Genomic DNA, 24,609 nt, shown 5'->3' with positions numbered 1-24,609 from the left:
GCGTATCCGGTTATCAACCGAAGCGGGGTTGTGACGATACGTGATCACCAATACTCTGCTCCCGGCTCTTCTAACACGGGCTCCAACCCCCTCAACTGCCCTGGAGAAGTCTTGTCGGCTGATTCGTTCTTTTCTGATAGCGGTCTGCGCCGCGGTCGTCTCGGCACAGCGCACCTTGTTTTCTTCACCGTCGCCGCCTCGGCCCCGTTGACCGTCCTCGGCGGCGGCGTCACCACGATGTTCGCCGTCAGCGGCAACGTCGGCGCCGCGCTCGGATACGTGCTGCTCGCCGCGGTGCTGGCGGTGTTCGCCACCGGCTACGCCGCAATGAGCCGGTACGTGGCCAACGCCGGCGCCTTCTACGCCTACATCGCAAACGGTCTCGGCCGGGCCAGCGGCGTAGCCGGGTCGGCGGTCGCCCTGGCGGCGTACAACGCGATCCAGATCGGCCTCTACGGCCTGATCGGCGCGATCCTCCAGGAGTTCTTCGCCGCCAAGGCGGGGCTGGACCTCGCCTGGTGGGTCTGGGCACTGCTCGCCTGGGCGCTCGTCGGCCTGCTCGGCATCCTCCGCATCGACCTGAACGCCACCGTCCTGGCGGTCCTGCTCGGCCTTGAGTGCGTGGTCGTACTGATCTTCGACGCGGTCTCCTTCACCCACCCGGCCGGCGACGCGGTCAGCTACGCCGGCATCGATCCGAGCAAGCTCTTCACCGCCGGCTTCGGCGCGGTGCTGGCGTTCACGATCGCCTGCTTCACCGGCTTCGAGAGCGGCGCCATCTACAGCGAGGAGGTCAAGGATCCCCGGCGGACGGTGGCCCGGGCCACCTACATCGCGGTCGCCTTCACCGGCCTGTTCTACGCCGTCTCCGCCTGGGCGCTGACCGTCCTGACCGGCCCGGACAACGCGGCCCAGGCCTCCGCGGACGCCGGCCCGGGCGTCATCTTCGGCGCGCTGGACCAGTACGCCGGCTCGGTCGTCGCCGACATCGCGAACGTCCTGTTCATCACCTCGGTCCTGGCGGCGCTGCTCTCCTTCCACAACGGCGTCGCCCGGTATCTCTTCGCGCTGGGCCGGGAGCGGGTCCTGCCCCGCTTCCTCGGTGCGACCTCGACCCGCAGCGGCGCTCCGCTCGCCGGCTCGCTCGTGCAGAGCGCGCTCGCGGTGGTCGTCTTCCTGGCCTTCGCGCTGTCGGGTCGGGACCCCATCATCGACCTGTTCACCTGGCTCTCCGGCGCGGCGGCGGTCGGGGTGGTGCTGCTGATGACGCTGACCTCCGCCGCCGTGGTCGGGTTCTTCCACGGCCGGCCGGGGCCGGAGAGCATCTGGCAGCGGGTGCTCGCGCCGGTGCTCGGCACGATCCTGCTCAGCACCGTCCTGGTGGTGCTGCTGATCAACTTCGACGCGCTGCTCGACCCCGACACCGCCACCTACCTCAGGTGGCTGCTGCCGGCGTTCCCGGTGCTCGCCGGGGTGATCGGCCTCGCCTGGGGCTTCGCCCTCAAGTCGAGCCGCCCGGAGACGTACGCCCGGATCGGGCGGGTCGCCGAGGACGGGCTGCACGAGCCCGGCCTGCACCCGTCGCCGGAACCGGCCCACGACCGGCGGGCTCACGCCGGCCTGCGGTGACGGCTGCGCGCTGACCTGTCGCGCGACGGCCCGCCCGGCATCGCCGGGCGGGCCGTCGCGCCGGGCCAGGACCCGCGAACGGGTCGAGCGCGGTGCGCGGGCCGGTCGCGGTCATCCCCCGGCCGGGGCGCGGCGGGCCAACCACAGGCGGTACGCGAACAGCAGCCCGTAGCCGGCAAGGACGGCGCCGAGCACGGCCAGCGCCCCGGTGCCGGCGGAACCCCGGGCCGCGTCCAGGATCACGCCGAGCATGGCCGCCGCGACGATCAGGGAGACGTGGTTCGAGGCCCAGAACACCACCGGTGTCATGCGCCGGGGATCGAGGTCACGCATCGCGCCGGCGCGGAGCCGGACGACGAGCCACACCGACAGCGGCGCTGTGGCGGCCATCGCCGCCCACACCAGCCACGGCACCCAGCCGAGCAGGGCGAAGGCGGTGAGCATCCCGTACGCGACGGGCTGCGCGGCGACGATCAGGCGCACCGCCGACCGGTAGCCGAAGATGACCGGCAGCGTGCGCTTGCCGACCGTGGCGTCGGATCGGCGGTCCCCCAGGTTCATCACCATCATCCGCGCCACCTGGAGCACGGCGGTGGGTGCCAGCACGGCCAGCAGCAGCCACGGCACGGTGCCCGCCTGGAGCACCACCGCGACGGCGGGCCACAGGCCGTTGAGGATCGCGGCGACCGTCAGCTCGCCCGCGCCCCGATAGTTCAGCCGCACCGGCGGCGCGGTGTAGAACCAGGCCAGCACGACGGCCGCGGCGGCGAGCACGCGCGCCTGCCAGGACGGCATGACCGCCACCATCAGCGTCGACACGCCGAACAGGACGAACCCCGCGCCGAGCGACACCACGGGCGCGACCATGCCGTCGACCAGTGCCCGGCTGCCGCCGGTCCACGGCGTGAAGTAGACGTTCGCGCGGTCGGCCTCCAGGTCGAAGTACTCGTTGCAGAAGTGCGTCATGACATGGACCGTCCACGCGAAGAGTTGCGCGACGGCGTACCAGGTGAGGTCGAGCGGGTGACCCTGATGGACCGACACCGCCACGGCGAGGCCCACCGGCAGGAGGTTGTAGAGCAGGAAGCGTAGTCGGGCCAGCTGGAGCAGAGCCCGCCAGCGCGCGCGGTCACGCGTCGAGGTGGCCTCGGCCACGGCACGGCGAGGTTCCGGAATCAGACGAGGTTCCAGCATCGCGGACACCGACAGACGCCTCCCGGTAGTCAGACCGTCACAGAATCTAACCACCGGGAGGCGCGAATGGCATACCGTGTCGGAAAGGCTACTGAAGGTGTTCCACAGGGGACCCCGCTCAGTGGCTCGTCGACTCCGGTGGCAGGTGACGGGCGAGGAGCTGGGCCAGGTGCTCCCCGGACCGGTCGGCGAGCGCGTCGAGCTGGGTACGACAGCTGAATCCGTCGGCGAGCACGACCGCGTCGCCCGCCGCACCGCGTACCGCGGGAAGCAGGTCGTGCTCCGCGACGGCGACGGAGACCTCGTGGTGGCCCCGCTCGACACCGAAGTTGCCGGCGAGCCCGCAGCAGCCGCCGAGCCGCTGGACCTCGACGCCGGCCCGCTTCAGCAGCGCCGCGTCGGTGTCCCAGCCCAGCACCGCGTGTTGGTGGCAGTGCGGCTGGGCGACGGCGGTGGCCCCGGCCAGGTCCGGCGGCGCCCAGTCCGGAGTGGCGGTCAACAGCTCGGCCAGCGTACGGGTGGCCGCCGCCACCTGCGCGGCGGCCTCCGCGTCGGGACCGTCGAGCAGTTCGAGCGCGTCGGAACGCAGCACCGCCGTACAGGACGGTTCCAGGCCGACCACCGTGGCGCCGGCGCGTACGTGCGGGGCCAACGCCGCGACGGTGGCCCGGACCTGCCGCCGAGCGCCGTCGAGCTGGCCGGTGGAGATCCAGGTCAGCCCGCAGCAGACCGGCTTCCCGGTCACGCTCACCCGGTAGCCGGCCCGTTCCAGCACCGCCACGGCGGCCCGCCCGACCTCGGGTGAGAAGGCGTCGGTGAAGGTGTCGACGAACAGGACCACGTCTCCGTGTCGCCCCGGTGGGGACGGCCGGGCGCGCCGGGTGAACCAGCGGCGGAACGTCGTGGTGGCGAAGCTCGGCAGCGTACGCCGGGCGTCGACCCCGGCGGACCAGGTGATGAGCGGGTGCAGCACGGTCGAGCGCATGATCGCGTTGAGCGCGCGGGTCACCGCCGGTACCCGACCAACCAGCCGGGTCCAGCGCGGCAGCCAGCCGAGGACGTAGTGCGACCGGGGACGCAGCCGCCCGCGGTAGCGCTGGTGGAGGGCCTCCGCCTTGTAGGCGGCCATGTCCACCCCAGTCGGGCAGTCCGCGGAGCAGCCCTTACAGGACAGGCAGAGGTCCAGCGCGTCGTGCAGCGCGGCGGACCGCCAGCCGTCCGGCCCGAGCCGTCCGGAGACCACGTCCTGCAACACCCGGGCCCGACCCCGGGTGGAGTCCTTCTCGTCCCGGGTGGCCACGAACGACGGGCACATCACGCCGCCGGACCCGGTGGTGTCGGCGCGGCACTTGCCGACGCCGGTGCAGCGGTGCACGGCCATCGACAGGTCGCCCCGGTCGTGCCGGTAGGCGAGCGCGAGGCTGGGCAGCTCGGTGCGGCGCAGCGTCGGCGCGGCGGCGACCCGCACGTCGGCGTCCAGCGGCGCCGGCCGGACGATGACGCCCGGGTTGAGCACGTCGCGCGGATCGAAGACCGCCTTGACCCGCTCGAACAGGGCGATCGCGTCGGGCGAGTACATCAGCGGCAGCAGTTCGCCGCGGGCCCGCCCGTCGCCGTGCTCGCCGGACATCGATCCCCCGTGCCGGGCGGCCAGCTCTCCGGCGGCGTACAGGAAGTCCTTGAAGACCTTCGTGCCGTCGGCGGCCGTCAGCGGGAAGTCGATGCGGATGTGCACGCAGCCGTCGCCGAAGTGCCCGTACGGCAGCCCGGTGAGCCGGTACTCGGTCATCAGCGTCTCGAACTCACGCAGGTACGCCCCGAGCCGCTCCGGCGGCACGGCGGCGTCCTCCCACCCGGCGTGGGCGGGCACGCCGGCGGGCGTACGGCTGGACAGCCCGGCCCCGTCCTCCCGGATCCGCCACAGGGCCGCCGCGTGGGCGGGGTCGGTGACCACCGTCGCGTCGAGCGCGCCCGCCCCGGCGGCCAGCCGCCGCGCCGTCGCCAGCGCCGCGGACCGCTCCTCGCCCGCCAACTCCACCAACAGCCAGCCGTCGCCCCGGGGCAGCTCGGGCACCGCGGCGGCGCCCCGGCGGGCGCGTACCACCTCCACGATCCGCCCGTCCAGGCCCTCGCAGGCGATCGGGGCGTACGGCAGGACGGCCGGCACCGCGTCCGCGGCCTCCGCCATCGACGGGTAGCCGAGCGCCACCAGGACGCGTACGGCGGCGTCCCGGACCAGGCGGACGCGGGCCGCGAGGGTGAGGGCCAGGGTGCCCTCGGAGCCGACGAGCGCGCGGGCCACGTCGAAGCCCCGCTCGGGCAGCAGATGTTCGAGGGAGTATCCGGAGACCTGGCGGCCGAACCGGCCGAGTTCGGTCCGGATGGTGGCCAGGTTGCCCCGGACCAGCCGCCGGAGTTCGGTCAGCAGCGGCGAGTCCTCGGTGGCCCCGTCGATCGCGCCGAGGCGCAGGCGCTCGCCGGTGCCGGCCACCACGTCGAGACCGAGGACGTTGTCGCTGGTGCGGCCGTAGCCCAGGGCCCGCGACCCGCACGCGTTGTTGCCGATCATCCCGCCCAGGGTGGCCCGGTTGTGGGTCGACGGGTCGGGACCGAACCGCAGGCCGTGCGGTGCCGCCGCGCGTTGCAGGCTCGACTGCACGACACCGGGTTCGACCAGCGCGGTCCGGCGCTCCGGGTCGATCTCCAGCACCCGGTCGAGATACCGGCTGGTGTCCAGCACGATGCCGGGCCCGACCGCGTTGCCGGCGATCGAGGTGCCGGAGCCGCGCATGGTCACCGCCACGCCGTGCTCCGTCGCGACGGCCAGCGCGGCGAGCACCTCGTCGACGTGCCGGGGCAGGACGACCACCCGCGGCGCGATCCGGTACAGCGACGCGTCGGAGGAGTAGAGCGAACGGCGCAGCGGGGAGTCGTCAACCTCGGCGACGCCGGCGCGGCGCAGCGCGCCGACCAGGTCGCGGGTGTCCGGTGCCGGGGGGCCACCCCGCCGCGTCGCGTCGATCGAACCCGTACTCATCCCAATCCCCGTTCGGTTGCCGCGGACAACGCCCGCCGCACCACGTGCTCGGCGATCGCCAGCGAGGACGTCGCCGCGGGCGAGGGGGCGTTGCGTACCGCGACGACCCGCCCCATGATCTCGATGCGGAAGTCGTCGACGAGGTCTCCGCGCCGGTCCACGGCCTGGGCGCGGACACCGGCCGGGGCGCGGACCAGGTCGGCGGCGGTCAGCTCGGGGACGTAACGCCGGGCGGCGGCGGCGAACCGGCCCTTGAGCAGCGACCCGAGCAACTCGTGTACGCCGGTGCGCCAGTGCCGCGCGGCCAGCCGCGGAAACCCCGGGTAGCCCAGCGTCGCGAGCAGGTCGCCGAGGCGGACGTCCCGGCGTCGGTAGCCCTCCCGCGCCAGCGCGAGCACGGCGTTGGGGCCGACGTCGACGGTCCCGTCGACCCGACGGGTGAGGTGGACGCCGAGAAACGGGTACCGCGGGTCGGGTACGGGATAGATCAGTCCCCGCACCAGCGACGACCGCTCCGGCCGCAGCCGGTAGTACTCGCCCCGGAACGGCAGGATACGCGGCGACGGGTCCCCGCCGGCCAGCGCGGCGAGCCGGTCGACGTGCAGCCCGGCGCAGAGGATGACCTGCCCGGCCACGACGTCCGGACCGGTCGTGGCGAGCACCACCGAGTCGCCGCGCCGGCTGATCCCGGTGACCGCGGCGCCCAGGCGGACCTCACCGCCGAGGCGGGCCACGTCGGCGGCGAGGGCCCGGGCGACCTGGCCGAAGTCGACGACGGCGGTGTGCGGCGAGAGGAGGGCGGCCCGGCCGACGACGTGGGGTTCCCGGTCCCGCAGGCCGTCGGGCCCCAACAGCCGCACGCCCGGCACCCCGTTGGCCCGCGCCCGCTCGTGCAGGTCGGTCAGCCGGGCCTCCTCCGCCGCGTCCCGCGCGACGATGACCTTGCCCAGCTCCTGGTAGGCGATGTCGTGCTCGGCGGTGTACTCGCGCAGCAGCCCGACCCCGCGCCGGCACAGGGTCGCCTTCAGCGACCCCGGTTGGTAGTACACGCCGGCGTGCACGACGCCGCTGTTGTGGCCGGTCTGGTGCTGGCCGACCCGGTGCTCCTTGTCGAGCACGACGACGGAGCTGCCAGGGCGACGGATCAGCAACTCCCGGGCGACCGCCAGCCCGACGATCCCCGCCCCGACCACCACGTAGCTCATGCCGCCGCCTCGGCCCTCGGCAGGTGCAGCCGCCCGTCGCGGCGCACGGGCAGGCTCGGCTCGGCCCCACCGGACGCGTCGCGCAGCTCGTCCGGCAGCAGCGCGGTGGGCCAGCCCTGCAGCGCCGACGGGCGCAGCCAGCGCCGGATCGCGGTGGCGCCGACGCTGGTGGTACCGGCTGCGGTGGACGCCGGATAGCCGCCGCCGTGGTGGGTCGCCCAGCCCACCCGCAACCCGCTGGTCGGCTGGTTCCACACCACCCGACCCGCACGGTCCACCAGGACGTCCAGTACGCCGCGGGCGTCGGTCAGGTCGTCGTCGGTGCCGTACACCCCGGCGACCAGCGAGGCCGGAAGCACGGCGAGCGCGGTCCGCAGCTCCGCCACGGACCGGTAGCGCACCAGGACCGCGTACGGCCCGAAGCACTCCTCGCGCAGGTCCGCGTTGGCGTCGGCGAGCAGGCCCGTCACGGTGGTGGCCAGCAGCACCGGACGTACCGGCCCGCGTTCACCGGCGCCGGCCACGGGGCCGTCGCCGCAGAGCACCTCGACGCCGTCCAGCGCCGCCCGCTTCGCGGTGCCGGCCGGGAACGCGGCCGCGATCGACGCGTTGAGCAGCACCGGGTGCGGTGCCGCCGCCATCCGCCGGCGCAGCCGGTCGGCGAGATCCTCCGCGTCGTCGGGCAGGAAGACCAGGCCGGCCTTGGTGCAGACCTGACCGCCACGGGTGAGCATGGAGGTGACGAGCGGCTCGATCACCGCGTCCGGGGTCCGGGCGGCGTACGGCAGCACCACGGCCGGGTTGACGCTGCCCAGCTCGCCGTAGAACGGGATCGGCTCGGCGCGCGCGGCGCACAGGTCGAACAGGGCCCGTCCACCGCCGACCGAACCGGTGAACCCGACGGCCGTGACGTCCGGGTGCGTGACGAGCTGCGCCCCGGCCTCGAAGCCGCTGACCATGCCGATCACGTCCGGGGTGATCCCGGCCGCCACGGCCGCCGTACGCAGGGCGGACAGCACGGCCCGGCAGGTGCGCGGGTGCGAGGGGTGCTCCTTGGCCACGACCGGACACCCGGCGGCGAGCGCCGAGGCGGTGTCGCCGCCGGCGACGCCGTACGCGAAGGGGAAGTTGCTGGCGCCGAAGACCGCGACCGGCCCGAGCGGCCGCAGCCAGCGCAGCACGTCGCCGGCCGGGGCGGCGTCGACGGTGGCCTCCAGGTACGAGCCCTCCCGCAGGACGTCGGCGAACATCCGTAGCTGGTCGGCGGTGCGGGTGACCTCGGCGTCGAGCACGTCCGGCGCGAGGGCGGTCTCCGCCGCGGCGGTGGCCACCAGCTCGGCGCGGGACCGTTCCAGCTGCCCGGCCATCGTCTCGAGCATCCGGGCGCGTCGCTTTCGTCCGGCGTCGGCGAGCCCGGGTGCCGCGCGGCGGGCGCGCCCGACGGTGTCCGTGACCGTGCCGAGCCCGTCGAGCTGGTCGTCGCGCGTCCGGGTCATCTCGGTACCCCCATCCTGTCCTCGGGGCGTGCTTCGTCGGGTGCCTCGGCGGCCAGCACCTGCGCCCGGGTGGGCATGGACGCCTGCGCACCGGGTGCCGTCACGCTGAGCGCCGCCGCCCGTACGGCGAACTCGGCGGCGTCGACCAGCGGGCGTCCCTCGGCGAGGGCGTCGGCGAGCGCGCCGCAGAAACAGTCCCCCGCGCCGGTGGTGTCCACGGCGGTGACCGCGGGGGGTGCGAGGTGGTGGACGGTGTCGCCGTCGACGACGAGCGCGCCGTCACCGCCGAGGGTCACCACCACCGCGGCGCAGGGCAGCCGCCGGGCCAGGCTCGCGACCTCGTCCACCGTGGCCGGCAGCGGCGCCGCGCACAGCTGCGCGAGTTCGCCCCGGTTCGGGACCAGCACGTCCACCCGCCGCAGCAGTTCCGGTGGCAGCGGTACGGCCGGCGCCGGGTTGAGCACGAAGATGCCCCGGGTGGCGGACGCCGCGGCCAGGACGGCGTCGACGGGGATCTCCAGTTGCGCCAGCACCACCTTCGCCCCGGCCAGCTCGGCGTGCGCCCGGCGAACCAGGTCGGGACGCACGGCCGCGTTGGCGCCGGGCGAGACGACGATCGAGTTCTCGCCGGACGGGTCGACGAAGACCACGGCCTGGCCGACCGGGCCGTTCACCGTGGCCAGCCGGTCCAGGTTCACTCCCTCGGCGGCGAGCTGCCGGGCGAGGTCGGCGCTGGCCAGGTCGGAGCCGACGGCCCCGACCAGGGTGACGGACCGGCCGAGCCGGGCCAGCGCCACGGCCTGGTTGGCGCCCTTGCCGCCGCTGAACCACGACGGCGATCCACCGTGGATCGTCTCGCCCGGCCGGGGCAGCATGTCGACCTCGATACGCAGGTCGGCGTTGACGCTGCCGACCACGACGACGTCCGGTCGGTTTCCGCTCACGCCGCCACCTCCCGGTGCCCGCGTAGCCGGTCGTGGATGCCGTCCATGATCACCGGACGGTTGGGCAGCAGGGCCTTGGGCAGCGAGACGCTGACCGTGTAGGAGGGGTTGACCAGGTTGCCGATGCGGGCCGAGCAGCCCTGGGAGACCAACTGGTACGCGTCGTGCGGCGCCAGGTCGCAGCTCTGGCTCACCCAGCGCACGAGGCTGTGCACGGCGACGCGTACGGCGTCCTCCAGCGGCCGGCCGACGCCGATGGCGATGATCTCGTCGTCCGTCTCCATCCGGGGCCAGTCGACGTCCCGGGCCGCGAGGTGCTCCTCCGCCAGCACCGCGGTCCGCAGCCGGGTCACCATGGCGCCTTCGACCGCGGTGCCGCCGAACTCGCCGTCGCCCTGCGCGAAGTGCCCGTCGCCGAGGTAGAGCATCGCGCCGGGCACGTTGGCCCGCAGGTAGAGGGTGGTGCCGGCACCGAGCGCCGGCACGTCGAGGTTGCCGCCGAAGGCGTCCGGCACCGCGCTGGTCCGTACCTCGCCGTGCGCCGGCGCCACCCCCACGGTGCCGTGGAACGGGCGCAGCGGCACGGCCAGCTCGCGGCCGTTCGCGGTCCGGGTACGCACCGTGCCCGTCGCCGGGTCGACCGACCAGATCCAGACGTGTTCCGCCGTCTCGGGCTGGAGATTGGGGCTCAGCCGGGTGCCGGACAGCGCGCCGAAGTTGGGCGACAGGGTGGAGACGCCCCAGTCCCGGGCGGGCGTGAGCGCGACCAGGTGGATCGCGACCACGTCGCCGCGCCGGACGCCGCGCAGCTCGATCGGTCCGGTGAGCGGGTTCACCCGTGGGAAGGGCGCGACCTCGCGGGGGCGGCCGGCGACCGAGGTCAGGCGGCCCGAGAAGCAGTCCTCGGTGAACACCTCGATCTCCTCGCCGACGTCGGCGGTGGCGAGGGGAGGCAGTCCGCCGACGGTGAAGGCGAACTGCTCCGGCGCCGGGTGGATACGGGTCACGAACTGCTCCTCGGGTCGTACAGCGACGTCACCACGTCGACGAAGCGGTCCAGGTCGTCCCGGTGGATGCTGTGCCCGGCGTGCGGCACGACCACCACCGGGTCGGCGCCGACCGCCACGCGCAGCGCCGCGACGTCCGCCGCGGGGACGAACCGGCTCTCGCCGGGCAGCACCCAGCGGGTCGGCACGGTGGCGGCGACCCGGGCGGCGGAGCCGCGCAGGTCCCAGGGACCGTTGCCGGCGAACGCCGCCCGGGCCCCGTCCCAGTTGACCTGTTCGAGGCTGAGCACCTTCCCGGCGGCGTCCAGCCGGGTCCAGTGCGGGTTCAGCGCCATGGTCCCCTCGATGTCGCGGGGCAGGTGCGTACGGTCGTACGCCAGCATCGCCGTGGGCACCTCCTGGTCCGGCTGGTGGGAGACCGGGTCCTCCAGGATCAGCGCGCGGGGCCGGAACACGCCGCGCAGCACCGCCTCCTGGGCGAGGTAGCCGCCGAACGAGTGCCCGATCAGCACGTGCGGCTGCGCCGGTACGACGGCGGCGAGGTCCGCCAGCAGCGTCTCCGTGTCGTACCCGTCGGCGGTCTTCGGGCTCTCGCCGTGCCCCCGTAGCTCGGGGGCCAGCACCCGGAAACCGAGTTCGGCCAGGCGCGGCCCGAGCCGGGTCCAGGAGCTGGCGTTGGCCGTGATGCCGTGCAGGCACACGCAGACCGGACCGCCCGCCGCTCCCCACGTCGCGACGTTGAGCGGAACCATCGTCATCGTCCTTCCCCGGCGGTCCAGGACACCATCTGCTGCCAGAGCGGGGCGTAGCCGTCCCAGTCGACGAAGGTCGGCGGCGCCCAGTGGGGGCCGCAGTCGGAGGTGAAGGCCAGGCCGCGTCCCCGGCCGTGGTCCCAGGCGACGACGAGCGGGTCGGCGTCGACGGTGACGACCACGTCAGCCTCCGGCCGGGGCCGTACGACGTTGTAGCCGAGCAGGTCCGGCCAGGTGCCGGTGACGCCCCGGATCGCCGGGTGCTCCGGGAGCCGGACGGCGGGCGTGACGCCCGCCGGGCGCTCGGCGCGGTCGTCGTACGGGTGCATGGTCACCGGCAGGGCGTCCTCGATGGCGCTGCCCGCGTAGCGGGCCTTGGCGTCGATGCCCTGGAAGGTGAGGTAGCCGCCGACCATGATGACGCCTCCCCCACCCCGTACCCAGTCGCGCAGCACGGCGAGGCGGTCCGGGCGCGGCACCGACTTCGTGAAGGTCTCCGGGTGCAGCAGGAAGGTATTGGCGCCGACGTCGCTGATGATCACGCAGTCGTACGCGTTCAGCTCCTCGACGGTGCTCGGGAAGTCGGTGGCCGCCACGTGCGCCGGCTGGTAGCTGACCTGCCAGCCACCGTCCTCCAGGGCCTGCCGCAGCCACTGCACCCCCTCCGCGTACTCGGTGGTGGTGAAGCTGTCGAAGCCCTTCTGGTGGATGCTGTGGACGGTCCAGGACTCGCCGGCGATGAGGACCGATTTGCGGGTCACGGTATTGGTTCCTTTCGGTGCCAGGGTGTTGCTGTGGTACGGGTTCGGTGGACGTCAGGGGGTGAGCCGGCGGAGGCTGTCGACCAGCGCGTCCCGCACGGCGGCGGCGTCCAGGCGGATCACCACGTCGACGTTGGGTGGCTCGGGGCTGCGACCGCCGAGGTCGATGACCGTCCGCCCGTACGTGTGGCGGCCGGCCAGCTCCACGTCGGCGCGGACCCGAACCAGCTCGCCGAGCGCGGGGTCGGCGGCGTACAGGACGGCGCACGGGTCGTTGAGCGGCACCGGGGTGGGCCCGAGGATATTGCTGCGGTGGGTGCCGCGCAGCGACTTCAGCAGTTCCACCGCCAGGGCGGCGGCCGGGCCGGGCAGTCGCGCCACCCGGGAGACGAGGTCCTCGTCGACGGGTACGCCGCCGCTGGCCTCGGTGGGCAGCACGGTGACCGGCACCGGGGCCGCGTAGACGACCGCCGCCGCCTCCGGGTCGCACCACACGTTGAACTCCGCCGCCGCGGTCTTGCCGCCGAGACCCCAGGCGCCGCTCAGGGTGATGATCCGGGCCAGGTCGTCGGCGACGGCCGGGTGCTTGCGCAGCGCCGTGGCGACGTTGGTCAGCGGTCCGGTGGCGACCAGCACGGCGCCGGGCCGGGCCCGCACGGTGTCGATGATCAGGTCGACGGAGTGGCGCGGGTCGAGGGCCACGGCCGGCAGGTCCTCCCGGACCCGGTCCAGCCCCTGCTCCAGGTCGAGGATCCCGGCGAGCACCTGGTCCCGGACCAGCGGCAGCGCGCTGCCGCGGCTGACCGGGACGGCCGAACCAGCGGCGGCCAGGGCGATCGCCGCGTTGCGGGCGGTGTGCTCCGCCACCAGGTGACCGGCCACGGTGGTGACCGCCAGCAGGTCGAGCCGGGGGTGCCCGACGGCCGCGAGGACGGCCAACGCGTCGTCGTTGCCCGGGTCGCAGTCGTAGACGATGGGGGTGCTCACGCGATTGCCTTCACTTTCCTCAGGGCGCGGACGCGACGCAGCACGCCTGCCTTGGACAGACTCAGCGCGACGATCGCGGCGAGGTAGGGCAGCGCCAGGACGAACTGGTTCGGAATGGCGCCGCTCTGCAGCCGGTCACCGGCCGCACCGGCGACGCCGAACAGCGCCGACGCGGCGACCGCGCCACCCGGGGTCGCACCGCCGAACAGCATGGCGGCCAGTCCGAGGAAGCCGCGCCCGCTGGTCATGTCGGGCAGGAAGAAGTGCAGGGTGGCCATGGAGAGCTGCGCGCCGGCGAGCCCGCCGAGCACGCCGCTGAACAGCACCGCGACCAGGCGTACCCGGGGCACGTTGATGCCGGCGGCGCGGGCCGCGGCCTCGTCCTCGCCGGCGGCGCGCAGGGCGTAGCCGAGCGGTGTGCGGTACAGGATGATCGACGAGACCGGCACCAGCAGGATCGCCAGATAGACGATGACGCTCTGCCCGTTCAGCGCCGGCCCGATCACCGGGACGGCCCCCAGCCAGTCGGCCTCGACCCGCCACAGGTCGGGGAAGCTGTCGGGCCGCAGGCCGCCGGGGTTGTGGTAGACCCGCTCCAGCAGGAACACCGTCACGCCCGCCGCCAGCAGGTTGATGCCGAGGCCGGCGACCAGCGGATCGGCGTGCAGGATCAGCGTCACCACGCCGAACACCAGGGCCATCAGCAGGCCGGCGGCCAGGGCCGCGAGCAGGGCGGCGGCGACGCTGCCGGTGGCCTGTCCGACCGCGATCGCCACGAAGGCGGCGGTCAGCATCATGCCCTCGACGGCGACGTTGAGGATGTTGGCCTGCTGGGTGAACATCGCCGCCAGTGCCGCCAGCAGCACCGGCGTGGTCGACAGCAACGCGGCGTACAGGAACTGGTTCATGCCCCGGCCTCCTTCTGCACCCGGGCGCGGTGCCGACGACGGAACTCGACGGTCATCAGGACGACGAGCAGTCCGGTCAGCAGGCTGACGAGGGAGCGCGGCACGTCCGTGGCGATCTGCATGTAGGCGGCGCCGTTGAGCATGGCCGCGTAGAAGAGGCTGGTCAGCAGCACCGCCACCGGGTGGAGTCGGGCCAGCAGCGCCACGGTCAGCGCGACGAGCCCGAAGCCCGGCGAGAAGTTCTGCTCGAAGCGGTGCCCGGTGCCCAGGACGTAGACCGCGCCGGCCAGTCCGGCGAGGCCGCCGGAGACCAGCATCGCGCGGATGATCTCCCGCTTGGCGCGTACGCCGACGGCCTCGGCGAAGCGCAGGTTGCTGCCGGCCGCGCGCAGGTTGGCGCCCCACGGGGTGCGGAACAGCACCAGCCAGGCCACCGGCACCATCAGCAACGCGACCAGGAACCCGACGTTGGCGGTCGGCAGGCCGGGGATCTGCGGCAGGAAGGACTGCGGCGGAAGCGGCTTGCTGGTGGCGCCGTACGCGGTCGGGTCGCGCAGCGGCTTGCTGACCAGGTAGCTGGTGAGCAGCATGGCGATGAAGTTGAGCATCAGCGTGGTGACGACCTCGTCCACGTTGAGCCGGACCTTCAGCTGCCCGGGGATCCAGGCCAGGATCGCCCCGGCCGCCATGCCGGCGACCAGGCAGAGCAGGATCATCGGCACGGCGGGCAGTGTGGGCAGCGACAGGGCCACCGCCGCGGCGCTGATCGCGCCGAGGTAGAGCTGCCCTTCGGCGCCGACGTTGAAGATGCCGGCCCGGAACGAGAAGACGATGCCCACGGCGATCAGCAGCAGCGGCGCGGTCCGCATCAGCAGGTTGCCGAAGTTCGCGGGGGTGGCGAAGTTGGCCAGGAAGAGCTGCTGGTAGGCGAGCACCGGGTTGTCGGAGACCACGACCACCAGCAGGAAACCGAAGACCAGCGTGAGGACCACCGCGATCAGCGGACGGCGCGACGCGGCCCAGGTCTCGCGTGCCCGCCGGGCCAGGGCGGCGCCGCGGCTCTCCTGGTACGCCCCCGCGAGGTCCGGCGCCGTCAGGTCGGTTGTCGTCATGCCGCCACCTCCGCTCGGCCGCCACTCATCAACAGGCCCAGCCGGGTCTCCGTCGCGTCGGCGGCGTCGAGCACGTCGACGAGGCGGCCCCGCAGCATCACCCCGATCCGGTCGGAGAGGGCGAGCACCTCGGAGAGTTCCGACGAGATCAGCAGGACCGCGCAGCCGCGCTCGGCGGCGGCGAGGATCTGGCGGTGGACGAACTCGCTCGCCCCGATGTCCACTCCCCGGGTGGGCTGGGCCACGACGAGCACCCGTGGTTCCCGGGCGAGTTCGCGGGCCAGGACCACCTTCTGCATGTTGCCGCCGGAGAGCGTCCCGACCGGGGTCTCCGGCGCGGCGCCACGGATGTCGTAGCGTCGGATCTGCTCGGCGGCGAAACGACGCAGCGCCGCCTGGGAGATCAGGCCGCGTCGGACCAGCCGGCCGCGGGTGTAGTTGGACGCGGCGAGGTTCTCCGCCACCGACATGGTCCGGCTGAGGCCCCGGTCCAGCCGGTCCTCGGGAATGAAGGCCATTCCGGCACCGCGACGGCGGCCCGCCGGCCAGCCGGTGACGTCCGTGCCGTCGAGCGCGACCCGGCCGGAGGCGACGGGACGCAGGCCGGTCAGCGCCTCGGCGAGTTCGGTCTGGCCGTTGCCCTCGACGCCGGCGATGCCGAGCACCTCGCCGGGCCGGATGCCGAAGGTGACGTCCTGCAGCACCGCGCGCCCGGTCCCGTCGACGCTGGTCAGGCCCGCGACCGTCAGGTAGTCGTCGCCCCGGTCGGTACGCGGCGGCACCTGCTTGCGCTCGGCGAGGAAGACGGCCCGGCCCACCATGAGGTCGGCGATCTCCGACTCGGAGAGCCCCGCGTTGTCGCGGGTGCCGACGCTGCGGCCGTGCCGGATCACGGTGACCCGGTCGGCCACCGCCTTGACCTCGCGCAGCTTGTGGGTGATGAACAGGACGGTGCGGCCCCGGTCGCGCAGCACCTCGATGACCTTCATCAGGTCGTCGACCTCGGTCGGGGTGAGCACCGCGGTCGGCTCGTCCAGGATGAGAATCTCGGCGTCGAAGGCGAGCGCCTTGATGATCTCCACGCGCTGCCGCTGGCCCACGGTCAGTTCCCGCACCCGCTGGTCGGGGCGCAGTTCGAAGCCGTACCGGCCGATCAGGTCCGCGGCGGCCCGCCGCATCGCCGCGCGGTCGGCGACGAGGCCGCCCCACCGGCGGGGCTGCCGGCCCAGGAAGATGTTCTCGGCCACCGTCATCGACGGCACCAGGGTGAAGTGCTGGTGCACCATGCCGATGCCGAGCCGGGCCGCCTCCGCCGGGCCGGAGATGTCCACCGTCCGGCCCCGTACGCTGATCGTCCCGGCGTCCGGTTGGTGGATGCCGGCCAGGATGTTCATCAGCGTCGACTTGCCCGCGCCGTTCTCGCCACAGATCGCGTGGACCTCCCCGGCGGCGACCGCCAGGTCGATGGACTCGATTGCCACCTTGCTACCGAACGTCTTGCGGATCCCCTGCAGGTGCAGGATCGGGTGACCCGCGGTGGAGGCGTCCATATGGCCTTCCTTCGCTTGGCACGATCTGGCCGTGGCCGCGACCGACGTCGGGCGCCCGGTCGCGGCCACGGGCGGGACTACTTCAGTACGGAGTCGACCTTGACCTCGCCGCTGACCACCTTCTGCTTGGCGACGTCGATCTTCTGCTTCACCTCGGCGGGCACCAGCGCGTCGTTGTAGACCAGGGCCACACCGTCGTTGTCCAGGCCGTACACGACCGTCTCGCCGAACGTGATCTCGCCCTTCTCGTACTTCTTGACCGAGTCGTAGACCGAGTTGCCGATCTGCTTGAGCATCGAGGCGAGCACGTTCTTGGGGTGCAGGCCGTTCTGGTCGGAGTCCACCCCGATCGCGTAGTGGTTGGTGTCGGCGGCCGCCTTCAGGATGCCGAGACCGGCGGGACCGGCCACGTTGTAGACGACGTCAGCACCGGAGTTGAACAGGGTGGTGGTCAGGTCGTACGCCTTCTGCGCGTCGTTGAAGTTGCCGACGAACGAGATGTTGACGCCGATGCCGGGGTCCACCGAGGCCACACCCTGCTTGAAGCCGACGATGAACTCCTGGATGCCGGGCAGGTCCTGGCCCGCGACGATGCCCACCTTCTTGTTGCCCTTGGACAGCGGGAACGTCTTCGGGTCCAGCGAGGCGTTGGCGGCCAGCACGCCGGCCAGGTAGGACCCCTCGTTCTGGGCGTACCGGATGGACAGCACGTTCGGCGCCTTCAGTTCGTCGTCGAAGAAGACGTACTTCTGGTCGGGGTGCTGGGGGGCGACCGCGGCGAGGTTGTCGTGCATGCCGGGGCCGGTGAAGATCAGGTCGTACTGGCCGGAGTTGGCGACGGCTTCGAGGTTCTGCCGCCACAGCTGCGGGTCGCTCGGCGACGCCTGCAGCAGCTTCGTCCCGGCGCCTTCGGCCTTGGCCCGGTCGAAGCCGGCGGCCGCCGAGTCGTTGAAACCCTTGTCGCCGAGGTTGTCGGACATCACGTAGACGACGTTGGTCCCGTCGCCCTTGCCGGCGGCGTCCGTGCCGCCGGACGAGCAGGCCGACAACGTCACGGCGGCCGTGGCCACGGCCGCCAGGGCCACCAGCGAGCGCCGGCGGACATGGAGGTTCTTCATCATGGCGCCTTTCCTGAGGTGCGTTTCGGGGGTGGTGCGAACGGTCTGGATCACGCGGACTCCCGGACGATGAGTTCGGCCTGGAGGGTCAGGACGACGTCCGAGCCGTCGCCGAGTCCGGCGTCGGCGAGCGCCAGGCGGGCCGCCTGGCCGCCCAGTTCGGCGGAGGGCTGTCGGAGGGTGGTCAGGCTCGGGTTCACGTGCTGCGCGACGTCGAGGTCGTCGAAGCCCAGCACGGCCACGTCGTCGGGCACCCGCAGCCCGGCGTCACGCGCCGCGGCCAGCAGGCCGACGGCGCAGAGGTCGTTGGCGGCGAGGATCGCGGTCGGCGGCTCGTCCCGGGCGAAGAGCCGCGCGGCGGCGTGCCGACCGCCGGCGATGGTGAAGTCACCTTCCACCACCTGGGCGGGCAGTCCGGCATCGGCCATGACCGTCTGGTAGCCGGCGACCCGCTCCCGCGCCGAGGAGGCCGACATCGGGCCGCTGACGCACACGACGCGGCGGTGCCCGCGGGTGAGCAGGTGCCGCGTGCCGGCCGCCGCGGCCTGCGTGTGGTCCACCCGTACGCAACGGAGGTCGGTTTCCGGCAGGGAGCGGTCGATGAGTACCACGGCGGTGTGCTGGGCGATCGACAGCACCTGCGCCGCGACGGTGTCGGTGCTCGGCGTGAACAGGATGCACGGCGTGTCGAGATCGCTCATCGCCTGGAGGTACGCGACCTCGGCCTCGACGTCGCCGCCGGTGCTGCAGACGACGATGTGCAGACCTGAGGCGCGGGCGATCTCCTCCGCGCCGCGGGCGACCCGGGCGAAGAACGGGTTGCTGATGTCCGGCACGACCAGCGGCACGAGGGGCGAGGCGCCTCCGCTCAGTGCCTGGGCGATCCGGCTCGGCCGGTAGTCGAGCCGGGCGGCCGCCTCCAGGACCCGGGTGCGGGTCTCGCCGCGGAACGCCTTCGGGTCCCGCAGAATGCGCGACACGGTGGAGCGATGCACACCCGCCGCCCTCGCGACATCGGCGATGGTCGCCATCTGCCCTGCACCTCCTCGTGCAACCGGTTGCGCAACCGGTTGCGTGGAACCATACGACCCACGTCTTCATGACTGTCAAGACACGAAATGGCAACGACGAGGGAAGCCGCCGGCGACACCGGCGGAGCTATCGGCAGCTATGACCGCTTCGCGTCGAGCCGAGCGGCGCACCGGCCGACAAACCGGGCAGCGGTCGGCGGCGACCCGCAGGCTGAACGGCCCGGATCCGAAAGGATCCGGGCCGTCGGCCGTGACGTGGAGGGACTCTGATCAGCCCTTGCGCCACTTCTGGTTGAGGGTGCCCGCACAGTCCCAGAGCTGGAGTCGCGCCCCGTCGGCGCCGTTCCAGTCCTTGATGTCGACGCACCTGTTGGCCTGTAGGTTGACCAGGTCACCGGCGGCGTTCAGGGTGAACTGCTGGGCCCCGGTGCCGTTGCAGGTATAGAGCTGCACGACGGCGCCGTTGCCGGTCGCCCCGCCGTCCACGTCCATGCACTTGTTGTTCTGGCTGCGCAGCGCCGTGCCGTCGAACGTCCACTTCTGGGCGCTCGTACCGTTGCAGGTCCACATCTGCAACGGCGCGCGATCGACGAAGTTGGAACTCGGTACGTCGACGCACTTGTTGTTCCAGTTGCTCAACACCGGTACGCCACCGCCCGGCGAGCCGCCGGAGCCGCCGAACGGGCTGAGGACCAGACCGGCCGCTCTCGGGTTGCCGTCGTGCACCAGCGACTCGAACGCGCCGACGTCGTCGAAGGCGAACGCGTACGCCTTGCCGTCGGCCATGTTGGCGTGGATCAGCCGCGCGTACTGGTTGGTGGGGGTGTTGCGGTAGAACTCGGCGGCGTTCGTGCTGGGCTGCGTGTCGACGGTGCCGAGGGTGCCGCGGTTCAGGGCCGCGCAGAGCGTACGGGAGATCGGGCCGACCACCTGGTCGTTTGGCGCGGGCAGGTCACCGTCACAGCCCCAGACGCTCGCCGAGGAGGGCCGGTTGAAGGTGGCCACCACCTGGCCAGCCCCGTTGGTGAAGGTCATCACGTTGCCGGCGGTCCGGCCGTAGTAACGGACGCTCGGCTGGTCGGCGAACGGCACCACCGTCAACGTCCTGCTGGTGTACGCGTTCCACGCGCTGGCGATGTAGGAGTCCAGGTAGGTGGCGCTGAGCAGGCCGGCTCCGGCGGCCTTGCCCGGCGCCAGGACGCGCAACACCGTGCCGTCCGACCGGGTGTAGATGGTGTTCGCCCAGCCGGCCTGCGCCCGGATCCCGTCGATGACCGCGTTGCGGCCGTTGCTGACGACGTCGCCGGTGCGCCTGGTGGCTCCGTCGGCGCCGGTCACGGTGACCGCGTGCGGCACCGCGAACATGTCGACCTGGGAGCTGTTCAACCAGAGCCCCGCGTCGTTGTAGGTGAACTCGCTCCAGTCGAACAGGATGTTCCGGTTGGCGTCCCCGGCCGCCCAGGGAGCCGGTTGCACGAGGCCGTCCGGGGTGAGGAAGAACTTCAGCTTCTCGCCGAAGGAGAAGTAGACCCGGCCGGAGAAGCCACGCGGGAACTGGATGGTGGCGCTGCCGCCGTTGCCGGGACCGGGGATCGACGCGTCCGGAGCGGGCGACGGCGGGATCTGGCCGCCGGTCCACGGTACGAACGTGCCGCCGGCGGTGACGTAGCCGAGTCGACCGCTGGACAACTGGATGCCGATGACGTACAGGTACACCGCCTCGGCCCGGCCGGTGTTGTTGCTGACGGTGACCGGCAACAACGACGGACCGACGGCGTGAGCGGGGGCCGCGCCGACCGCCACCGCCGCGACGAGGAGAAGGGCGGAGACGGCAGCGACCAACTGTCGTCGAACGTTCATGGAATCACCCCAAACGCGTAGAGAGAGCGCTCTCACAGATTGCAATCGTTAACAACCTTTGTCAATAGACGTCGGGCGATACGTTCCGCCGCCCCGAACATTGACAACTGTCGACAGTGCCCCTAACTTTGCGGATGGTCGGCAGCCGGCCGCCCAACAGCGGCACGCCAGGGCACGTCGTCACCCGACGGCACGGCACGGCCGACGACGACGGACCGGAGGGCCGGACGCGCGATGACCCTGCAGCCCTGGTTCGCCGACGCCAAGCTCGGCATCTTCGTGCACTGGGGCGTCTACGCGGTCAACGGGGTCACCGAGTCGTGGTCGATGTTCAACGGCGAGATCTCGCCGGAGGACTACCTGCGGCAACTGGACGGCTTCACCGCGGCCCGGTTCGACCCGGACGCGTGGGCGGAGCTGTTCCACCGGGCCGGCGCCCGCTACGCGGTCCTCACCGCCAAGCACCACGACGGCGTGGCGTTGTGGGACACCGACGCCGGCGACCTGTCCGTCGTACGGCGGGCGCCGGCCGGGCGCGACCTGGTCGCCGCGTACGCCGCGGCGATGCGCCGACGCGATCTGAAGGTCGGGCTCTACTTCTCCCACGCGGACTGGTCCCATCCGGACTACGCCACCGTCCGGGGCCCGGTCGTGGACGCCAACTCCGACAACCCGCTGGCGTACGCGCCGCCGGGTCGCGAGGACCCCGAGCGCTGGGAGCGGTTCCTGGCGTTCCACCGGGCGCAGCTCGACGAACTGGTCGACCGGTTCGCGCCCGACCTGCTCTGGTTCGACGGGCAGTGGGAGCGCGACGAGAGCCAGTGGCGCTTCGCCCAGCTCGGCGAGCGGATCCGGGCCCGGGCACCGCACACCGTCGTCAACGGACGGCTGACCGGCTTCGGCGACTACGCCACCCCCGAGCAGGGTCTCCCCGTCACCGCGCCCGACGGTCCGTGGGAGCTGTGCCTGACCGTCAACGACTCGTGGGGCTACCGGCCGCAGGACCGCAACCACAAGTCGGTGCGGCAGCTCGTCCGCACCTTCGCCGAGGTGATCGGCGCGGGCGGCAACCTGCTGCTCGACGTCGGACCGAAGCCGGACGGCACCATCACGCCCGAACAGACCGACCGGCTGCTCGGCCTGGGCGACTGGATCGGCCGCAACCGGGACGCCGTCCACGGCACCCGCGCCGGGTTGCCGCCCGGGCACCACTACGGCCCGTCCACGCTCTCCGCGGACCGCCGGACGGTGTACCTGCTCTGTTTCGACGCGCCACGTGAGTTCGTCGCGGTGCGGGGCCTGCGCAACGCCGTACGCCGGGTCTCGGTGCTGCACACCGGTGCCGAGCTGGCGCACCGGGTGGTCGGTGGCTTCGCCGACGTGCCGGGTGTGCTCTACGTCGACGCGCCCACCACGCTCGACGGGTACGCCACCGTGCTCGCCGTCGAGTTGGACGGCGAACTGGACCTCTACCGAGGCGACGGGCACGGCTGACGCCGCTCGCCGCCAGGCGATCGTCAGGGTGCCGGGCTGTCCCCGGTGGCGCGTCAGGGGACGGGGCGTCGGGGCTGGTTGCGGAAGCGCCGCTCCTCCTCCGCCACGAGAGCCTGGATCCGGCGCACGCTCGTCCCCGGCGCCATGATCGCCTCTCGCCATCGGTCCAGCGTCCTGGTCAGCTCCCACACCGTCGTCCGCAGTTCCTGGAGTTCCCGCTGGGAGGCCGTCAACTGTTCCCGGACGGCCAGCGCCTCGGTCTCCAGCTCGGTGACCCGGGTCCGCAGCGGCTGGACCAGGGCCAGCGCCGCGTCGGTCAGCGCTCCGGCCGTGTCGGCCTTCAACTTCCGCCGTTGCACGGCGATCGTGGCGAGCACGCCGAGGCCGCTGGCGCCGCCGAAGAGCCCGAGCGTGGAGATCAGAACCTGCGCCCAGTAGGGCGAGCCGGGATCCTGGGCGGTGATCATGTCGGCGCCTTCACGCATGGATCGACGCCGGCGTGGTGCATGCGGATGAGCCAGCGCAGGGACCGCATTATCTCGAACGAGCGCAGCCAGGAGCCGAGCGCCACCGCGCCGACGAACGACGCCGCCACCACCGCCTGCTCGCCGGCGACCACCAGGACGGAGACGACGTACATCGCGGCGATCGCGCCCAGCATCAGCACCGCGGCGAGCTCGATGCCGAGGCCGGTGCCGAGCTGCCCCGGCCAGAACATGCCGAGCAGACCCGCGACGCCGACCACGATGAGGCCGAACTCCCAACTGACCCGGATGACGTAGGGCATCGTCAGCTCGATCGACTGCGGCCGGACGTGCAGCGCGGCCAGCATGACACCGCAGATCGGCGCGGTGGCGAGGACGGCGAGCTCGTACACCCGCTGACTTGTCCGTTCATGGAAGGTCCCCACGACTCGCTCCTCTCCGTACGCGCGTTCCGGTGGACGCGCGCAGCCGATGAACCTGTGGCACCTCCCACGACGTCGTCGGCGCGGCGGCGAACACGAAACTGGGAAAACCACCCCCCATGAATCAAACATATGCCCAGGTCAGAGGCTTATCGACGGCGTCGACGGGCAACCCGATCACCAGAGCGCTCAGCGCTACGGCTGTCAGATTGCCGACACTGCCGGACGGGCCGCGATCGGGCCGAAGTGGCGGGTCCGGCGGCTACCGGATGTTGGCGGTGTGGCCGAGGGAGTAGCGGCCCGGCTGGGGCCAGACGGTGAGACCGTGCGGGCCGCTGCCGACCGGGATCCGGGCCAGCAGTTTGCCGTCGCTGGTACGCAGGACGTACACCTCGTTGTGGTAGCGGCCGGAGAGCCACAGCGCGGTGCCGTCGGCGGAGAGACCGCCCATGTCGGGGCTGCCGCCGCCGGGGATCTTCCAAGTGGTGGTGGGCTTCAGGGTGGCCAGGTCGAGCACGGTGATGCTGCCGGCGTCCCGGTTGGTGACGTAGCCGAGCTTGCCGTCGCGGCTGAAGTAGATACCGTGGGCGCCCTTCCCGGTGGGGATGAACGCGGTCTGCCGGGTCGCCCCCGCGTCGAAGACGTAGACACCGTTGGCATGCATGTCGGCGACCAGGAAGTGCTGCCCGTCCGGGGTGAGCCGGGTGTCCTGCGGCATCCCGTCGGCGGTCTCGGTCAGGGTGAACTCGCGCAGCTTGCGGAGGCTGACCGTGTCGAGCACGAGCATCCGGTTGGCGAACTCGCAGCTGAACATCATGACCTTGCCGTCGGCGGAGTAGTCCATGTGGTTCACGCCCTTGCACTCGGGGAACCGCACCGAGCGCACCCGCTGCCAGTTGGCCAGGTCGTAGAAGTCCAGCCGCTGGTACGCCTCGGCGACCACGATGGCCTGCCGGCCGTCGGGCGTGAAGTAGAGGTTGTAGACGTCCTCCAGTTTGCGGAACGCACCGGGTTTGCCGGTGCGCGGATCGATCGGGACGAGCCCACCGTCGGGGATCTTGCTGGAGGCGACGTACAGCGTCCGCAGGTCGTACGACGGCACGACGTGCTGCGGCTCGGGGCCGCCCGGGAACGTGTCGACGACCCGGTAGGTCTTCGGGTCGATGACCGACACGTCGTTGCTCTTGGTGTTCGGCACGTAGACCAGCGCCTTGTCGCCCCGCACCGGCTCGGCCAGCAGGTTCGGCCCCACGCCCGCGTACACGTTGCCGGGGCTCGGGTACCCGGGCATCCCGGCGACCAACGGCCCGAACGGCGTCCCCGCCGACGTCTTCGACGGGCCCGCCGGTGGCTGCTGCCGCTCGGCCTCCGTGGTGGTGGTGCAGGCCGCACCGAGCAGCAGCACCGTCCCCGCCAGCAGGCCGCCGCGTCGCCAGGTCATCACCTTCCGCATCCTAATTGTCGCGTTGGTGCCGGTCGGCCGCTTCGACAGGAAGTCCGGGTGTGGGTCCACCCGGCTGAATGACGACTTCGCGACGGCGGCCCCGCGCAGGCGCTCCTGGTCGTCCTGGCGGGCCCGGTCCGCCACCACGGCGCAGGGGCGGCCGGGGACGGATC

General features: G+C 72.6%; 20 protein-coding genes. 2 read left to right on the top strand and 18 right to left on the bottom strand.

Annotated elements, in window-relative coordinates:
* Window positions 1-111 precede the first annotated feature (111 nt).
* Entirely contained in the window at window positions 112-1,629 is a 1,518-nt protein-coding gene (locus tag GA0070621_RS08415; RefSeq protein ID WP_091192897.1) for an APC family permease, read from the top strand.
* Between the two features lie 111 nt (window positions 1,630-1,740).
* Here the strand turns inward: GA0070621_RS08415 and GA0070621_RS08410 are convergent, their stop codons facing one another.
* The 15 genes from GA0070621_RS08410 to GA0070621_RS08340 form a co-directional block, all read right to left on the bottom strand.
* Window positions 1,741-2,823, bottom strand: a complete 1,083-nt coding sequence (locus tag GA0070621_RS08410; RefSeq protein WP_091192892.1) for a prenyltransferase — start codon at window positions 2,821-2,823, stop codon at window positions 1,741-1,743.
* Between the two features lie 118 nt (window positions 2,824-2,941).
* Window positions 2,942-5,860: an FAD-binding and (Fe-S)-binding domain-containing protein gene (locus GA0070621_RS08405; RefSeq protein ID WP_091192889.1), complete on the bottom strand. Its 2,919-nt coding sequence runs from the start codon at window positions 5,858-5,860 to the stop codon at window positions 2,942-2,944.
* Window positions 5,857-7,065: an L-2-hydroxyglutarate oxidase gene (lhgO, locus tag GA0070621_RS08400; protein ID WP_091192887.1), complete on the bottom strand. Its 1,209-nt coding sequence runs from the start codon at window positions 7,063-7,065 to the stop codon at window positions 5,857-5,859. Before lhgO ends, GA0070621_RS08405 begins: the two co-directional genes overlap by 4 nt.
* Window positions 7,062-8,561 (bottom strand): aldehyde dehydrogenase family protein, encoded by a 1,500-nt coding sequence (locus tag GA0070621_RS08395; RefSeq protein ID WP_091192884.1) that lies wholly within the window; start codon window positions 8,559-8,561, stop codon window positions 7,062-7,064. The genes lhgO and GA0070621_RS08395 overlap by 4 nt, the downstream gene beginning before the upstream one ends.
* Window positions 8,558-9,505, bottom strand: coding sequence for a ribokinase (locus GA0070621_RS08390; RefSeq protein ID WP_091192881.1), 948 nt, complete (start codon window positions 9,503-9,505; stop codon window positions 8,558-8,560). Before GA0070621_RS08390 ends, GA0070621_RS08395 begins: the two co-directional genes overlap by 4 nt.
* Window positions 9,502-10,512, bottom strand: coding sequence for an acetamidase/formamidase family protein (locus tag GA0070621_RS08385; RefSeq protein ID WP_091192878.1), 1,011 nt, complete (start codon window positions 10,510-10,512; stop codon window positions 9,502-9,504). The genes GA0070621_RS08390 and GA0070621_RS08385 overlap by 4 nt, the downstream gene beginning before the upstream one ends.
* Window positions 10,509-11,270 carry an alpha/beta fold hydrolase gene (locus GA0070621_RS08380; protein ID WP_091192874.1) on the bottom strand — a complete coding sequence of 254 codons (762 nt, stop codon included), beginning with the start codon at window positions 11,268-11,270 and terminating at the stop codon, window positions 10,509-10,511. Before GA0070621_RS08380 ends, GA0070621_RS08385 begins: the two co-directional genes overlap by 4 nt.
* On the bottom strand, window positions 11,267-12,025 hold the full coding sequence (locus GA0070621_RS08375) for a glutamine amidotransferase (RefSeq protein WP_091192872.1): 759 nt from the start codon (window positions 12,023-12,025) through the stop codon (window positions 11,267-11,269). Before GA0070621_RS08375 ends, GA0070621_RS08380 begins: the two co-directional genes overlap by 4 nt.
* A 54-nt stretch (window positions 12,026-12,079) precedes the next feature.
* Window positions 12,080-13,012 (bottom strand): nucleoside hydrolase, encoded by a 933-nt coding sequence (locus GA0070621_RS08370; protein WP_091192869.1) that lies wholly within the window; start codon window positions 13,010-13,012, stop codon window positions 12,080-12,082.
* Window positions 13,009-13,920, bottom strand: a complete 912-nt coding sequence (locus GA0070621_RS08365; RefSeq protein ID WP_091192867.1) for an ABC transporter permease — start codon at window positions 13,918-13,920, stop codon at window positions 13,009-13,011. Before GA0070621_RS08365 ends, GA0070621_RS08370 begins: the two co-directional genes overlap by 4 nt.
* Complete coding sequence (locus tag GA0070621_RS08360) at window positions 13,917-15,032, bottom strand: ABC transporter permease (RefSeq protein WP_091192864.1); 1,116 nt, start codon at window positions 15,030-15,032, stop codon at window positions 13,917-13,919. The genes GA0070621_RS08365 and GA0070621_RS08360 overlap by 4 nt, the downstream gene beginning before the upstream one ends.
* The gene (locus GA0070621_RS08355; RefSeq protein WP_091192863.1) at window positions 15,029-16,582 is read right to left on the bottom strand and encodes an ABC transporter ATP-binding protein; all 1,554 of its coding nucleotides are present in this window, start codon (window positions 16,580-16,582) and stop codon (window positions 15,029-15,031) included. The genes GA0070621_RS08360 and GA0070621_RS08355 overlap by 4 nt, the downstream gene beginning before the upstream one ends.
* Before the next feature lie 77 nt (window positions 16,583-16,659).
* Window positions 16,660-17,703: a BMP family lipoprotein gene (locus tag GA0070621_RS08350; protein ID WP_091192860.1), complete on the bottom strand. Its 1,044-nt coding sequence runs from the start codon at window positions 17,701-17,703 to the stop codon at window positions 16,660-16,662.
* A gap of 47 nt (window positions 17,704-17,750) precedes the next feature.
* Window positions 17,751-18,731: a LacI family DNA-binding transcriptional regulator gene (locus tag GA0070621_RS08345; RefSeq protein ID WP_091192858.1), complete on the bottom strand. Its 981-nt coding sequence runs from the start codon at window positions 18,729-18,731 to the stop codon at window positions 17,751-17,753.
* Window positions 18,732-19,001: 270 nt separating this feature from the next.
* Window positions 19,002-20,591 carry a glycoside hydrolase family 64 protein gene (locus tag GA0070621_RS08340; RefSeq protein WP_091192855.1) on the bottom strand — a complete coding sequence of 530 codons (1,590 nt, stop codon included), beginning with the start codon at window positions 20,589-20,591 and terminating at the stop codon, window positions 19,002-19,004.
* Window positions 20,592-20,825: 234 nt separating this feature from the next.
* Between GA0070621_RS08340 and GA0070621_RS08335 the strand changes: the two genes are divergently transcribed.
* The gene (locus GA0070621_RS08335; protein ID WP_091192853.1) at window positions 20,826-22,085 is read left to right on the top strand and encodes an alpha-L-fucosidase; all 1,260 of its coding nucleotides are present in this window, start codon (window positions 20,826-20,828) and stop codon (window positions 22,083-22,085) included.
* A 53-nt stretch (window positions 22,086-22,138) separates the two neighbouring features.
* Here the strand turns inward: GA0070621_RS08335 and GA0070621_RS08330 are convergent, their stop codons facing one another.
* From GA0070621_RS08330 to GA0070621_RS08320, 3 genes are all read right to left on the bottom strand, one after another.
* Window positions 22,139-22,552, bottom strand: coding sequence for a hypothetical protein (locus tag GA0070621_RS08330; protein WP_091192835.1), 414 nt, complete (start codon window positions 22,550-22,552; stop codon window positions 22,139-22,141).
* A complete protein-coding gene (locus tag GA0070621_RS08325; protein WP_157739894.1) occupies window positions 22,549-22,995 on the bottom strand; it encodes a hypothetical protein in 447 nt (148 codons plus the stop codon). The genes GA0070621_RS08330 and GA0070621_RS08325 overlap by 4 nt, the downstream gene beginning before the upstream one ends.
* A gap of 259 nt (window positions 22,996-23,254) precedes the next feature.
* A complete protein-coding gene (locus GA0070621_RS08320) occupies window positions 23,255-24,580 on the bottom strand; it encodes a YncE family protein (protein WP_167666711.1) in 1,326 nt (441 codons plus the stop codon).
* Between the last annotated feature and the right edge of the window lie 29 nt (window positions 24,581-24,609).

This window comes from Micromonospora narathiwatensis (assembly GCF_900089605.1).
Taxonomy (GTDB): domain Bacteria; phylum Actinomycetota; class Actinomycetes; order Mycobacteriales; family Micromonosporaceae; genus Micromonospora; species Micromonospora narathiwatensis.
Note: the sequence above shows the minus strand (reverse complement) of the source record. Positions and strands in the feature narration are given on the sequence as shown.

What these genes read in the sequence shown, in the direction of transcription:
- GA0070621_RS08410 (WP_091192892.1), bottom strand. Translation starts at nt 2,823, where the DNA reads ATGCTGGAACCTCGTCTGATTCCGGAACCTCGCCGTGCCGTGGCCGAG.
- GA0070621_RS08405 (WP_091192889.1), bottom strand. Translation starts at nt 5,860, where the DNA reads ATGAGTACGGGTTCGATCGACGCGACGCGGCGGGGTGGCCCCCCGGCA.
- lhgO (WP_091192887.1), bottom strand. Translation starts at nt 7,065, where the DNA reads ATGAGCTACGTGGTGGTCGGGGCGGGGATCGTCGGGCTGGCGGTCGCC.
- GA0070621_RS08395 (WP_091192884.1), bottom strand. Translation starts at nt 8,561, where the DNA reads ATGACCCGGACGCGCGACGACCAGCTCGACGGGCTCGGCACGGTCACG.
- GA0070621_RS08380 (WP_091192874.1), bottom strand. Translation starts at nt 11,270, where the DNA reads ATGACGATGGTTCCGCTCAACGTCGCGACGTGGGGAGCGGCGGGCGGT.
- GA0070621_RS08365 (WP_091192867.1), bottom strand. Translation starts at nt 13,920, where the DNA reads ATGAACCAGTTCCTGTACGCCGCGTTGCTGTCGACCACGCCGGTGCTG.
- GA0070621_RS08360 (WP_091192864.1), bottom strand. Translation starts at nt 15,032, where the DNA reads ATGACGACAACCGACCTGACGGCGCCGGACCTCGCGGGGGCGTACCAG.
- GA0070621_RS08355 (WP_091192863.1), bottom strand. Translation starts at nt 16,582, where the DNA reads ATGGACGCCTCCACCGCGGGTCACCCGATCCTGCACCTGCAGGGGATC.
- GA0070621_RS08350 (WP_091192860.1), bottom strand. Translation starts at nt 17,703, where the DNA reads ATGATGAAGAACCTCCATGTCCGCCGGCGCTCGCTGGTGGCCCTGGCG.
- GA0070621_RS08345 (WP_091192858.1), bottom strand. Translation starts at nt 18,731, where the DNA reads ATGGCGACCATCGCCGATGTCGCGAGGGCGGCGGGTGTGCATCGCTCC.
- GA0070621_RS08340 (WP_091192855.1), bottom strand. Translation starts at nt 20,591, where the DNA reads ATGAACGTTCGACGACAGTTGGTCGCTGCCGTCTCCGCCCTTCTCCTC.
- GA0070621_RS08335 (WP_091192853.1), top strand. Translation starts at nt 20,826, where the DNA reads ATGACCCTGCAGCCCTGGTTCGCCGACGCCAAGCTCGGCATCTTCGTG.
- GA0070621_RS08330 (WP_091192835.1), bottom strand. Translation starts at nt 22,552, where the DNA reads ATGATCACCGCCCAGGATCCCGGCTCGCCCTACTGGGCGCAGGTTCTG.